Below are 13,981 nucleotides of genomic sequence, written 5' to 3' on the forward strand. Positions count from 1 at the left end.
TCGAACAATTGCATTTAGATGCATTAGATTTTTGCAGAATACGCCTTATATAGGCTAGAATGGCACATTTAGAAGCAAGTGAAAGCAGGCGATATTAATCAAAAGAAAGAAATGTTTCAGTAATGTTACAGTAAAACTTCAAAATTGTTTACCTTAGCTAGGCAATTATAAGTTTAAAAATATGTCTGAATCCGAAGCTCTGCCAACCAGAGGTCGAAAGAGAACCAACTCTATTTCCTTCACGGTTGAGATCAGCAATAAGCCTAAGAAAGGAGATGTCTATCCCCTATTCCTCCGGATAACAGAGAACCGAAAACACCGTCGGGTTTATATTGGCTTTGACATTCCCATCAAAGATTGGAACCCAAAGAAGAAGGAGGTACGACGTACTTTCCGTTTACACGCTGTAATTAATGCAAAAATCGATTCTATAAAAGCGGATGCAACTCAGCTTAAAGCCGAAGTCAAAGACGTCTCCTCTGCTGTAATTGCCGATAACTTGAAGGGTAAGTCTTCGACCTATTTTTTTCAGTACGCATACGGTTATTTAAATAACAAGCCTTACAATACGGCGAGGAATGTTCGAACTGAAATCAATAAGTTTTTGGAATATGTCAAAGATGAAAAGCTTCTATTCGCTGATATTTCTGTTAAAATACTTAATGATTACGAAGGTTGGCTCCGAAAACAGAAGGGCAATAGCACTAATACCATTTCAAAAGGGCTTTCCAAAATACGAACTATTTTCAACCAGGCCGTAAAGGAGGGCATTCTTCCAATCCAAGAAAACCCATTTCTTCAAATCAGAATTAAGGAAGGAAAACCCGAAAGAGTAAGGCTCACCGAAGAAGAAATCAAACAATTCTGTGAAATTGCCCTTCCCTCCGACTCCTTACTGTGGCATACTCGAAATTATTGGCTATGTGCTTTTTATTTAGCCGGAATGCGTTTCAGCGATATTGCCTGCTTGCAATGGAAAAATATCGATAGTAAGCGATTGTCCTATGTAATGCGCAAAACAAAAAACACCGTTACACAAGGCCATTCAATTCAAATACCTGCACAAGCAGAAGAAATTATTCAACAATACAAACCAGAAAAAATCGATCCAGAAGCTTATGTGCTGCCAATTCTCAATCAGAATCGTACCTATGCTACAGAAGCTGAGCTTTTGATTGAAATCAGCCGAAAGAACGCCCTGATCAATAAATATCTCAAGAAGCTTTGTTCATTAGCTGGGATCAACAAAGAGGTTTCTTTTCACTCTGCTCGACACACCTTTGCAGATTTAGGTCGTAGGAAAATTAAGGATGTATATGCCATATCAAAGCTGCTAAGGCACTCGAAAATTAATATCACTGAAAAGTATCTTTCAGAGTTTGATACTGAAACGACAGATAAGGCTTTGGAGTCGATATTTGGTTAATCGTCACTTCCCTCCTAGAGTTTAAATCTCATATCTTTGCATAGTTTGCACACTTTGCAAGATTGCAAATACAAAAAATCTGAGTATTTAGTATAATTGATATCTATATAGCTTATAATCAAGACAATTTTCTATAGCTCTGGCCTTTACTCCCCTGTATCGTTGGGTTGCATTGCTTGACCTTGCGGCCAGCTAGCTGTCACCCGAAAAACGCATATGAGAAGTGGATTAATAACTCACTTTTAGAAGCGAAATTCTAAATCTATACCAATTTTTGTTGATTATAATCTATAAAAGAATATGCTCCTTCCAAAATAGACGTGTTTCTATTTAATGTAGTTTTATAAAATTCATTGCGAAACTCTTCTGATATATTAATGAGTCCTACATCAACAATTTTAATATAGTTTTCAAATATATAGCCATCCAAAATATTTTCGTCAAATATATATTCATTTTTCCCAATAAATGAGTAAACTTCAAAATTATCAGATAAATTTTTATCAGTAAATTCTATATTATTTGTAACATCAATACAATCGTAATTTTTTTCTCTGATAACAAGATTTTTAAGTTCCTCATCGCTAACTTCTATAATAATTCCATTCATATAATTGCCCTGGCTTTGAAGAATGTTTAGAAATATACCTTTTACATTCTTTTGAAGTTTTAAAGAAAAAACCTCATCCCACAATGACCAATTTCTCTGAAAGTTAATAAGGTTAACCAATATTATATCTTCCTTTGAAAGATTTCTATTCAAAGCTTTTGAGGCACTAGAACAGTTAATCAAAGATCCATATCCAAAAACATATTTTTTTAGGGTAATCATGAGGTCATATTTGAAATACTTTAGTAATCACTTGCGAATTCAATCCTTAAAACATCACCTTCACTAACATCTTTCATTTCAGCATAATAAACTCCGTTTGCTATTTTTGTTGCAGATTCAACAATAGAATTAACCAACTTACCTCTTTTCTCAAGATCATGAAATCTATAAAAAACTTTAGGGTTGTCCGAAATATAAGATTCAAAATCAACTATTGACGAGAAATCAACCACTAGTCTCACTATTTCAACATCTTTATCTGCTTTTACAGCAGTATCTCGATTACCTTTCTGAAACCCATTATAGTAATGAGATGAGGTCACGAATACATTAGAAGGGCCAAAAATAATTGGCTGAATTATTTTTGGATTGCTTTCAACCGTAACATCAGTGTCTCGTAAACTAAAAACAAAAGGTAATAAAGAATTAACTTCAACTGCAGAGCCTCTTGTACTGTCGTAGCTTTTAAAACGGTTTACATCCTTTGTAAACCTACTTATTCTAAACGTAATATATTCATCAAATACACCTACAGTTTTATCAAGTCTCTTAACAAATTTATTATATAAAGGTAGATTGTTTTCAGATTCATCACTTAGATGAATAAATTTATAATAGATGAGTTTTTCAACAAGTTTTGCTTCCGTATTATCGATAACAGCATTTTGTGTTGTAATATTAGATCGAATCCATCCATTCGCAGGATAATTCTCTATTGCATGTGCAAGAGACCTGCTGACTTTTGCGGCTAGATCATCTTTACTTTTCCAGTACTTCGTCAGTCTACCAGTTTGAACCTTTTGCCTAAACTTCAATAATTTTTTCCTTTTATTAATATCAGATTCTATTTTATTACCTGGCAAAGTCTCTATATCTTGAAAAACAAATGCTAAGATTGGTTTCTTAGTCTCGAGCGCATAATTAAATTCTAATTCTGTGTAGCTAATACCTTCACTGTTAGTAGACCCATATTTACCTGCAATTATCAGTATGTAATAATCACTATCATCAATAATTTTATGGATATATTTTATTTGGTCTTCATCCGCAGCCGGGAATATTTCCATTCCAGCCGGAAAGAGATTAAGTTCTAAAAGTACCTTCATTATCTCCTCCCGTTCTTCCTCTAAATCTTTAAAAGTTGAACTGACGAATACTTGGTATCTTTTCTGCATGGGAATAGGATATCATTTAAATTAAAAATAGTTTGGGTGATTGCTTTGGAAAACTTATGTATATAAGTGTATACAATCAAATTAAACGTTTTAATAAATATAACATTTAGTAGGCAATCATTGCATATATAGAGGCACAAAAAATTACCTTAACTGTAATTTGTCCCGTAATCCTTAAGCCACAAGCGCACTTTACACTGCTACTGAGGCTTCTAGGTTTTAATTATAATCAAGAATGTAGCTTGAAAGCTAATACGAAAGACCTTTACAACTTTTCTACATTGGCTTGCTGTGGGGATTATGTTGCACGCCCAGTCGCAAGAAAGCTGACATACCCCACTTGTACTTTTTGGCTTCTTCACCCAACAAAAATTATTAGCAACTTCACTAAATACAAACCTACCCGCAATCAGCAAGAAAATATGGAATGCATTAAGTAAATTTCATAGTATCGTGTTCGATAACAGTTCAGTGGCAATCATAGAAAATAAGCATAAGCTTTGCAACAACGATAACTAAAAAAGTTTCTGTTAATCAGTAAATTTAGCGGGTTTGGAATATCGAGGGTTTCCCAACCTATTTCTATAGACACGATAAACACTTATACAAATACGAGAACAAGGGCAATTGATTCTCCGCCCATTTTCTTATTATTTTGGTTAAATCAGGAGCTAAACAATTATTGCTCTATTCTGAATACAACTATGCAACTTTTGCAAAGTCTGCAAAATTCCGCCTTTCAACTAAAACGAAATCACATTTTGACAAGAAAATTGCGGATTAAGGGTTTCTGGTTAAAAAATTAGAAATTAATCTTGCCATAGAGTACCTTTCAATATTCGATACTGAGACAACGGATAAGGCATTGGGGTCGATATTCGGCTGAACTGATTTTCGCTTATCAATTCCAAAACATACAGTTTTGCAGAGTTTGCAAACTTTGCAAGGATTGCAACATTGCATAAACCAGTTTACCGCTCTAACGCTTAAACCCTAATCTTTGCTCTTTAAGATTTTGAGCTGGTTGAAGTCTTAACTAACTTTACAGATTTGATGTGAGCCGTGTGCGCCGATTCAAACTGGGCCAATATGAGAGTAAAAGCTTAGTCTAAAAATTGATGTATGGGCGAACGGAGCTGGACTCACTAAAGCAAGATTATTATTCGAATTTCAGCCATTCAAGCATGTAAAAGCAGGCAATTGGGAACCTCATGTCTTATCCCAAAAATGGTCAATTCTCCCACTCGTGTAAGTATATAATTCCAGATCAATCAAGGGTAGCCTCGATTGGGAAATATCGTTTCCAGCTTATCGTCATGATTATTATATTTAAAAATGAATGAATTGGTAATGGGGTCACATCAAAATTTGCACATTGTTCAGTAATTTGAACCAGTGTAATCAACACAACGTATTATTATTTTAACCCATCAAGCGTAACCTACTTATTTATAGGCTATTAATCCTGTTCCTATCCTGAATTATGAGTACCCAAAAAGCTTTCCAAGCTATTCTCACCAAGTTCCGTAAATATTCATTCTCTGAAAAGCATAAAGGCGAACAGTTTGAACGACTCATGCAGGGCTATCTGCAAACTGATCCAAAATATATATCGCTTTTTACCAACGTCTGGCTATGGTCTGACTTCTTCGGTCGTCGGGATTTTGGCGGCCATGATACGGGGATTGATCTGGTAGCTAAAACCGTCGATGGCGAGTTTTGGGCGATACAGTGTAAATGCTATGCCGAATCAGCCACCATTGACAAACCCACTGTAGATTCGTTTCTGTCAACATCGAGCCGGAAGTTCAAGGATGAAGAACAGAAAGCGGTAAGCTTTTCGCACCGGCTTTGGATATCGACCACAAACCATTGGGGCACCAACGCCGAGGAAGCCATCCAGAACCAACACCCTCCCGTTTCCCGAATTAATTTATATGATCTTCAGGAAGCGCCGGTCGATTGGGCCAAGCTGGAAAAAGGACTCGTTGGTGAAGAGTCGCGGACAGCAAAAAAATTCATTAGGGAACACCAGACAACGGCGGTACTAAAGACCAGCGAATATTTTAAAACCGCTGATCGGGGTAAGTTAATTATGGCCTGTGGTACAGGCAAAACTTTTACAGCCCTGAAGATTGCCGAACGGGAAACCAAAGCTAAAGGACTGGTTTTATTTCTGGTTCCTTCGATTGCGTTGTTGGGCCAAACCCTGCGCGAATGGTATGCCGAAGCTAATGAACCTATTAACGCTATTTGCATCTGCTCGGACGCCGGGGTAAGTAAAAAGACCACAAAAAACGAAGATTCAGATGGGTCAAGTGTGGTAGATCTGGCATTACCAGCTTCTACCAATGTGCCGGATATTGTCAAGCAGTTTCAACATGCCCAGACCAGTGATAAACCGGGTATGACGGTTGTTTTTTCGACCTACCAATCCATTGATGTAATTGCTAAGGCGCAGGCACAACTACTGAAATCCACTACAAGTACGCCGGGGATTTTTGATCTTATCATCTGCGATGAAGCCCACCGTACTACGGGCGTTACTCAGGCAGGAGAAGATTCATCGGCTTTTGTGAAAGTCCACGATAACGAGTTTATCCAGGCGAAAAAGCGGCTATATATGACCGCTACCCCACGGCTTTTTAACGACGATTCCAAATCCAGAGCAGCGCAGTATGATGCCTTGCTTTGCTCGATGGATGACGTGACGCTGTATGGCGAGGAGATTTACCGTATTGGCTTTGGTGAGGCCGTAGCAAAAGGATTACTGACCGATTACAAGGTGCTGATTCTGACCATGAGTGAGAATGACGTTCCGGCGGTCATACAGAAGATAATAGCCAACCCAAACAACGAAATCAATACCGATGATGCGTCGAAACTCGTAGGCTGTATCAATGCGTTGTCGAAACGGATATTGGGTGATGCGGGTATTTTGAAAGACAGTGATCCGGAGCCGATGCGCCGTGCCGTGGCCTTCTGCCAGAATATTAAGGTATCCAAGAAAATAGCGACAGCGTTCAACGATACTCGAGCGGCTTATATCGAAAGTATGCCCGACGGTATCACATCGAACCTGGTATCTGTAACAGCCGACCATGTGGATGGGGCTATGTCGGCACCCAACCGGGACGAAAAACTAGCCTGGCTTAAAGCTGATACTGACGATAAAGAATGCCGCATACTGACCAATGTGCGCTGCCTGAGTGAGGGCGTAGATGTACCATCGCTGGATGCGGTGTTATTTATGACCGCGCGTAACTCACAGGTAGATGTGGTGCAATCGGTGGGGCGGGTTATGCGTCTGTCACCGGGCAAAAAATATGGCTACATTATTATTCCGGTGGTTATACCAGCTCAGGCATCAGCCGAAAAAGCGTTGGACGATAACGAACGTTACCGCGTGGTCTGGACGGTGCTTAACGCTTTGCGAGCGCATGACGACCGCTTTAATGCCATTGTGAATAAGATTGAACTCAATAAGCACAAACCAGATCAGATTCTGATTGGTCAGATCGACAATACCGGTGCAGGAGAAGGCCAGAGCCGGGACAGTGGTTCTTCGGCCGCCGCCACGAATATGGCCAACCAGATGTCGATTCAGTTTGAGCAATTGCAAAGCGTGGTATTTGCCCGGATGGTTGAAAAGGTAGGTGACCGTCGCTATTGGGAACAATGGGCCAAAGACGTAGCCCAAATTGCCGAGCGATATATGGAGCGTATCAACCGATTGATTCGGGACGAGAAGGCCCATAGCAAAGCCTTTGCCAAATTTCTATCCGGTTTACAGCAGAACATAAATCCATCCATTACGCAGGGGGAAGCCGTAGAAATGCTCTCGCAGCACGTCATTACGAAGCCGGTTTTTGAAGCACTGTTTCAGGGGTATTCATTCGTGAAGAATAACCCCATTTCGGTGTCGATGCAAACAATGCTGGATTTGCTGGAAGACCAATCGCTGGATAATGACAACGAAACACTGCAACGGTTTTATGAATCGGTGCGGTCGCGGGCATCCGGTATCGATAACGCGGCTGGAAAGCAACGCATTATTGTGGAACTCTACGACAAGTTTTTCAAGTCGGCATTTCCGAAAATGGTAGAGAAACTGGGTATTGTTTATACACCCGTTGAAGTCGTGGATTTCATCATTCATTCGGTAAACGACTTGCTAAAAAAGAAATTTGGACGCTCGCTTTCCGACGAGAATATTCATGTGCTGGACCCCTTTACGGGTACCGGAACGTTTATGACCCGATTATTACAAAGCGGGCTGATTGAATCCAAAGACTTGGAACGGAAGTACACCCAGGAACTCCATGCCAATGAAATTGTGCTGCTGGCTTACTATATAGCGGCTGTTAACATTGAAAACACCTACCATGATCTGCTCGATGCGACAAGCTACCAAGCATTTGAGGGCATTTGCTTAACGGATACCTTTCAGTTGGGCGAAAAGGGCAAAAGCGACGAGTTGTTTTCAGATGCATTTCCTCAAAACTCTGCTCGTGTTGAGGCTCAGAAGAAAGCACCACTTCGGGTTATCATTGGTAATCCTCCATATTCTGTAGGGCAATCATCGGCTAATGACAATGCGCAGAATCAGAGTTATCCGGGACTGGATAACCGTATTTCTAAAACGTATGCAGCAAAATCGAATGCTACGCTACAGAACTCACTTTATGATTCGTACATCAAAGCATTTCGCTGGTCGTCGGATCGACTAGACCCCGAACACGGAGGTATCATCGCTTTTGTTTCGAATGGTGCATGGATTGATGGAAACGCTACATCGGGGTTTCGGAAATGCTTGGAGCAAGAGTTTTCGAGCATTTACGTATTTAACCTTCGAGGGAATCAGCGAACCAGTGGCGAACTATCGCGGAAAGAAGGGGGGAAGATATTCGGATCAGGTTCACGAACGCCTATTAGCATTACGTTTTTGGTGAAGAACCCGGCTCTAACGAATACAGAGGCCACGATATACTATCACGACATTGGCGATTATCTATCACGAGAAGATAAGTTACAAATCGTCAGTGATTTTAAGTCTATGAGCAGTGCAAAGATGGTGTGGCAAACGCTTTCACCTAATGAACATGGCGATTGGCTGAATCAACGAAATGATGTATTTGGGACGTTTATCCCATTGGGGGATAAAGACAACAAACAGGCTAATGCCTTTTTTGTGCCATTTTATTCAAATGGAGTGAAAAGTAATAGAGATGCATGGGCTTACAATTCATCCAAGCCATTTCTTAAAGCAAACGTCACTAAATCTATAAAGTATTTTAATGAACAGGTAGATCTGTTTAGCCAAAAGAAAAAATTAGATGCAAGCTTGACAATAGAAGACTTTATTGAATTTGATAGCTCGAAATTATCTTGGGATTATGCCCAAAAAGTTGACCTGGCCAAGCACAGGAAATATGAGTTTGCTCAACAGTCAATCATAACTTCTATTTATAGACCATTTTTTAAGCAAAATCTTTATTTCAATAGGGATCTACTTAATCGAGTCTATCAGATGCCTAAGCTCTTTCCAAATCTAAGCTTAGAGAATCGAATTATCTGTGTTTCAGGTATTGGTGTAACAAAAGATTTTTCAACAATCATTACAGATACCATTCCGGATCTAGAACTGATTGGTAAGTCCCAATGCTTTCCTTTATACTACTACGAAGAGCGAAACAACGATGCTCCGAGTCTGTTTGACAAACCGGGTGAAACAAAGTTTGTCCGCCGTGATGGTATATCAAACTTCATACTGGAACAGGCAAAGAAGTCATATGGGCCACGGGTGACAAAAGAGGATATTTTCTATTACGTGTACGGGTTTCTGCATAACCCAGGCTATCGAACTCAATTTGCCAGCGATCTAAAGAAAATGTTACCTCGGCTGTTCCTTGTCGAAGAGTCTAAAGATTTCTGGGCGTTCAGCAAAGCTGGACGGGAATTAGCTGATTTACATATCGACTATGAGAGCGTCCCCCCCGCAAGTAACGTTATCGTTAACGGTGCTGACAATGGTTATTTTCGCGTTGAAAAGATGCGTTATCCAAGCAAGGACAACAAAAGCGTTATTCATTACAACAGCAAAATCACCATTGAAAACATTCCATCCGAAGCCTACGAGTACGTAGTAAATGGCAAGAGTGCAATCGAATGGATTATGGAACGCTATCAGATTACAGTCCATAAAGATAGCGGTATCCGAAACGATCCCAACGATTGGGCGACTGAGGTAGGAAATCCTCGTTACATCCTCGATCTATTGCTAAGTGTGATAAACGTCAGTGTACAGACTGTAGCCATTGTAAACGGGCTTCCAGCATTGAAAATTGGTGATTAAGATCTTATTTTTCTCAATTCTTAAAATCTGCATCAATATGAACAGTCTGCACTTGAAGGATTCTAGTGTAGACTGTTCGTAATTTCCTTACCTCTTATCCAACATTATTCTATGTCAGTCGATACGAACAAAGTCATGTCTAACCAAAATTTTAAATCGCTTTTTCAGAATTAGGCACGTTATGAAACTCCTTTTCCTATGAGGCTATTCCTAGGAGAAGACCAATAATACATAAGTGGAAGCTGTAACTGGGGAGATTATTAAGGAAGATGATACTGGCAATTATGATGATCAGGAAAATTTCATCGGCCCAGATATGATGTTAAAAAAAATATACAGTCAATCTAACATTTTACTGTGCACCCTTCTGTTCATATTTTTTAAATTTCTGCCCAAATACTTTTTTATAATCTCGATAAAATTTAACATAAACAGTAGTTCTATCATACGTTACAGAGCATTCTTTGCAATTATAAGAACCATTTTTCTCAATCATTTCCTTTTGACATTTATAACAGTAACATTCAGCTTTTTCCCAATGTCCTTTTTGTTCTGTGAGCATCGTACTTAATTTTTGAGGCAATGGTCTTCCCAATATTTTAAGCGATTCACTTCTTTTTAAAAATTGATCATTTGAGCAACAACTTCCACATTTATCACATATGATAAACCCGTTTAAACATCTCTTCGCGACTCTGTTATCAATAACATTTGTACATTTACTATTAAGACAATGAGTCAAGTAAACTTCTTTACCTTTTGAACTACAATCGTTATTTAAGCAATAAAAATAAGATACACGATAAAATCCAAAATTAGATAGTTTAGCTGGTCGTAATACCTTAGAGCAGTCAGTACATCTAATTCGCTCCAATAGCCTGTTTAACCTATTTATCTCACTTATGAAAATATAGTAACCTGAATCGTTATATGAAAGACTTAAAATCTTTAAAAAATCCCTAAGCGTATAGTTATTCCAATCGTTCACTTCATGATCTACTTGATTAGCTTTAAAACACTTTCTGCCATAGCACCACCAAAATTCTTTTGAAGAAAGTTCACATGATTTATCTGACTTTCGCCCCTCACAACTAGTAACGGGAGCTTTCTCAGGCACTATCAAAAAATTACTTTCATTTCTCCTCCAAGAAAAGGGAAATTTCCTACCTTGATACTCAATATTATTTCCATATTTAATTGTATCGTCTGTATATGTGTTTATTCTTCTCTCTAATACTTCGAGCAAACAAATATTTCCTTTTGCATAAATTCCTTTTTGGAAATGCAAAACTAAAGTCCCATTACCATCTTTATCCTGGTTTTTGATAGAATAACCTTGATATATATCGTAAACTTTATAATCATTCCCTCTAAGATGGATGTAGAAGTCATTTGTTGACTTCCTAACAATTGCAGTTCTACCAGGGCAATCATCAAAAAGTAAGTCAATTTTTGATAAATAATCAACATTATCTTGTAAATAATTACAAATGAAATCTGCTATACTTTTCACCAAATCAAATATTTCTTTAGTTTCTCTTGGGAATTTACCTTTAAAGGCAACAAATTCTAAAATATGAATTATGAGATCTAAAGTATAATCAATATTTACAGGTTCTCCAAATTCTTGATAGGCTTCTAAACTGAATGTGTTTATTTTGCATAAATCCTCAATTTTTAGACTTATATAGCCTTTCGCAATTTGGCTTATTACTTTTTTTAAAAATAGAATTTGATCATTTGGTTGCAATCGTCTTGTCTGCTGTGTATAAACGAAGAAAGCTTCCTTTGTTAGAACTTTGTCTGAAGACAACCAATCTTCTAACTTTAAATGCTCTTTATCCATTTCGATATTATCAATTAAAGGTCATGGTGTTTTGTCGCTGGCAACTTACCAAACTTTTATTCGCATTTTTTAGAATGTATCGTATTGTCAGATATTACTTGTCTCGAAAAGCTAAAGTTGACTTGTCGGGTTATCTTCCCTGTCGACTGCAACCCGGAAATTGAGACCCAATAGTCTTTTCAGCTATAATAAGGTTTGGAACTTTACCAATGTATATGACGGCTGGAACATTATTATCAAAGGTAAATTCTTTATGCATAATAGATTCAAGGCAAACTTGGATCCTTTGAAACTGTTTTTGCCAAAAACTATTTTCATGATGAATGGGAAACACGACAAAAATTACAAACTTATATAGGTGATTTTTAGTCTGTAAACACGCTATATCCTCAATAATATCAGCTGTATTCTTTGTAATTGGTCTAGTTGTGGAAATGACGTTTTCATATCCAATGTTTGTATTTGCCGTTTTAAGTTCTATAGCTACATCATCGAATGAAATATCAATACGGTCAATTTCTGGCAATGCATTAATATTAAACTTGACGAATATATCTATTAACTCCACCTTTAACCATCCTTCAAATTTTGCTCGCCGCTGCGCAAATTGGTTTAGTCCATTTGACCGGGAAATTCTGTCCGTAATTGGTTCAATTACAATATTGTAAAGTTCCTGAATTTTCACACGTATTCTATTTATAATTTAGTAAACTACTGAGGCATTTTTGTTTCAACCGAAACTTACAAACTAACCAAAAGTTATTCTATGCAAGCTATCAAGCTTACCACTACCCATTGAGTTCTTCGCTACATAGAGTGCCCTACAATGTAAGAGGCTCTTTCATACAGCTCGTCAAATGTAATAATTTCCGGACTTTTTGTATTTCTTCTATACATTTCAAAAGACGAATATTTGGCTTCATTCGCTCCCTTAATTGTAATAAACTCACTTAAACTGCCAATAATTACATAAGATTTAGGATTATATATGTAAGCAGTTTCGCCCGTTAAGTTATCTTCGTCATCTGTCAAGCGTAAACATGTTCTAATATTTAATATTGATTGATGTACTGTCCTTTGTGACTGCGATATACTTCCAGCTAGCTCCTCTGAAATCGCCCAACAACTCGATCTATAAGGGGTTGAAATTTGCTTTAATAGGGTTGTTCTATGCGTCTTTATTTCACAAAACCCCAATGCATTAACTATCCCTTTTGTTTTCAATAATGCATCTGCTCTTTTCCCACTTGAACTTATTGAATATCCACTTACAACTTGTTCTAATTTTTTATTATCTAATGGTGTATTAATTATATAATCTAACCCATAACCTAGTATCCATGTGTTTCTTTCAAAGAAACTTTGCCATACAGCCTCATCTCCTTTATTCAACTTCTCTTTCTCACTTATAAAAAATGCCTCATCTTCAAGTAAAAGTTTAAAAATATTTAATTGTGATTTCCTATAACCTAATGCTACTATATCTGTTTTTGTTACATTATTTTTCAGCGCATCAATAATTAAATCCTGATTTTCAATTACTATTCTCGTTGCTTGTTCGCTATCAATTAGTAATTTTTTTAATGAAGAGTCATCTATTTTAAAACTATTCTCATTTTCTAAATCTAATTCGTTTAACCCTTTTAAAAAAAGGTATAGATTATTTACTTCTTGTCCCCTAAAAGAATATCCATTTTTATGCGGATTACCGGATTCTGCTGAGAAAGTTTGTACTACCAAACTATCAATACGATCATCATCTTCAATAATTAAAGCTTTAAGTTGATGCTTACCTCCATTACTAACTGATAATATAACTTCGCCTTTTTCTCGAACAAACCGTTCCTGCTGTTCACTTTGGGTAATTTTATAAGCAAATCTTTTCTTCTTCTCGGAATACAAGTCTTCAAATCTTTTTGATATATATATTCTTCCATAAATCCTAGTTTCAAAAAATCTTTTTTCCTCTTGGTCTTTCGAATGAGTTGATTCCATTGGTTAACTTTTGATGCTATTTCAAGCTTTTCAAATGTTTTTATTTAACAATCTTAAACTTTTTTATATTTATTGTTCAGTATATAACAGATTGACCTTTCGAATATTATATACCTATTTTGTTTGGCAATAACAATAATGGGTTTACCGTGACGACCGAAACCTGTCAAACGAACAAATGTCTGCCATGCCGTGTCGGGGCCCTGGAGACCCAAATTTGTACACACGCTTTTCAGGTATTTGTTTGGAGCATCTATCAAACTACTATAAGCAACTTCTCTAAATATCAAACCCTTATCAATCAACTAGAAAATATGAATTGTATTGAATAACTTACTCAGCTTTGTGTGCA

Annotated in this window: 7 protein-coding genes; 2 read left to right on the forward strand and 5 right to left on the reverse strand. The window is 37.4% G+C overall.

Translation table 11 applies throughout. The features are described 5' to 3' along the window. The first annotated feature begins 181 nt into the window (after positions 1 to 181). On the forward strand, positions 182 to 1,426 hold the full coding sequence (locus tag EHT87_RS07765; RefSeq protein WP_124905476.1) for a site-specific integrase: 1,245 nt from the start codon (positions 182 to 184) through the stop codon (positions 1,424 to 1,426). Positions 1,427 to 1,688: 262 nt separating this feature from the next. Here EHT87_RS07765 and EHT87_RS07770 read toward each other — a convergent pair whose 3' ends face one another. Beyond that, the gene (locus tag EHT87_RS07770; RefSeq protein WP_124905478.1) at positions 1,689 to 2,258 is read right to left on the reverse strand and encodes a hypothetical protein; all 570 of its coding nucleotides are present in this window, start codon (positions 2,256 to 2,258) and stop codon (positions 1,689 to 1,691) included. Between the two features lie 20 nt (positions 2,259 to 2,278). Next, complete coding sequence (locus EHT87_RS07775) at positions 2,279 to 3,433, reverse strand: DUF4062 domain-containing protein (RefSeq protein ID WP_124905480.1); 1,155 nt, start codon at positions 3,431 to 3,433, stop codon at positions 2,279 to 2,281. Positions 3,434 to 4,916: 1,483 nt separating this feature from the next. Between EHT87_RS07775 and EHT87_RS07780 the strand changes: the two genes are divergently transcribed. Further along, a complete protein-coding gene (locus EHT87_RS07780; protein ID WP_124905482.1) occupies positions 4,917 to 9,788 on the forward strand; it encodes a DEAD/DEAH box helicase in 4,872 nt (1,623 codons plus the stop codon). A 352-nt stretch (positions 9,789 to 10,140) separates the two neighbouring features. Here EHT87_RS07780 and EHT87_RS07785 read toward each other — a convergent pair whose 3' ends face one another. The 3 genes from EHT87_RS07785 to EHT87_RS07795 form a co-directional block, all read right to left on the reverse strand. Beyond that, positions 10,141 to 11,634 carry a hypothetical protein gene (locus EHT87_RS07785; RefSeq protein ID WP_124905484.1) on the reverse strand — a complete coding sequence of 498 codons (1,494 nt, stop codon included), beginning with the start codon at positions 11,632 to 11,634 and terminating at the stop codon, positions 10,141 to 10,143. Positions 11,635 to 11,764: 130 nt separating this feature from the next. After that, positions 11,765 to 12,319 (reverse strand): hypothetical protein, encoded by a 555-nt coding sequence (locus tag EHT87_RS07790; protein WP_124905486.1) that lies wholly within the window; start codon positions 12,317 to 12,319, stop codon positions 11,765 to 11,767. Positions 12,320 to 12,441: 122 nt separating this feature from the next. Beyond that, on the reverse strand, positions 12,442 to 13,629 hold the full coding sequence (locus tag EHT87_RS07795) for a Shedu immune nuclease family protein (protein ID WP_124905488.1): 1,188 nt from the start codon (positions 13,627 to 13,629) through the stop codon (positions 12,442 to 12,444). Positions 13,630 to 13,981: the final 352 nt, after the last annotated feature.

Origin of the sequence: Larkinella knui (assembly GCF_003858645.1) — a bacterium.
Taxonomy (GTDB): Bacteria; Bacteroidota; Bacteroidia; order Cytophagales; family Spirosomataceae; genus Larkinella; species Larkinella knui.

Bases quoted from the DNA above. Each gene is read 5' to 3' on its own strand.
- EHT87_RS07765 (WP_124905476.1), top strand. From the start codon at position 182: ATGTCTGAATCCGAAGCTCTGCCAACCAGAGGTCGAAAGAGAACCAAC.
- EHT87_RS07770 (WP_124905478.1), bottom strand. From the start codon at position 2,258: ATGATTACCCTAAAAAAATATGTTTTTGGATATGGATCTTTGATTAAC.
- EHT87_RS07775 (WP_124905480.1), bottom strand. From the start codon at position 3,433: ATGCAGAAAAGATACCAAGTATTCGTCAGTTCAACTTTTAAAGATTTA.
- EHT87_RS07780 (WP_124905482.1), top strand. From the start codon at position 4,917: ATGAGTACCCAAAAAGCTTTCCAAGCTATTCTCACCAAGTTCCGTAAA.
- EHT87_RS07785 (WP_124905484.1), bottom strand. From the start codon at position 11,634: ATGGATAAAGAGCATTTAAAGTTAGAAGATTGGTTGTCTTCAGACAAA.
- EHT87_RS07795 (WP_124905488.1), bottom strand. From the start codon at position 13,629: ATGGAATCAACTCATTCGAAAGACCAAGAGGAAAAAAGATTTTTTGAA.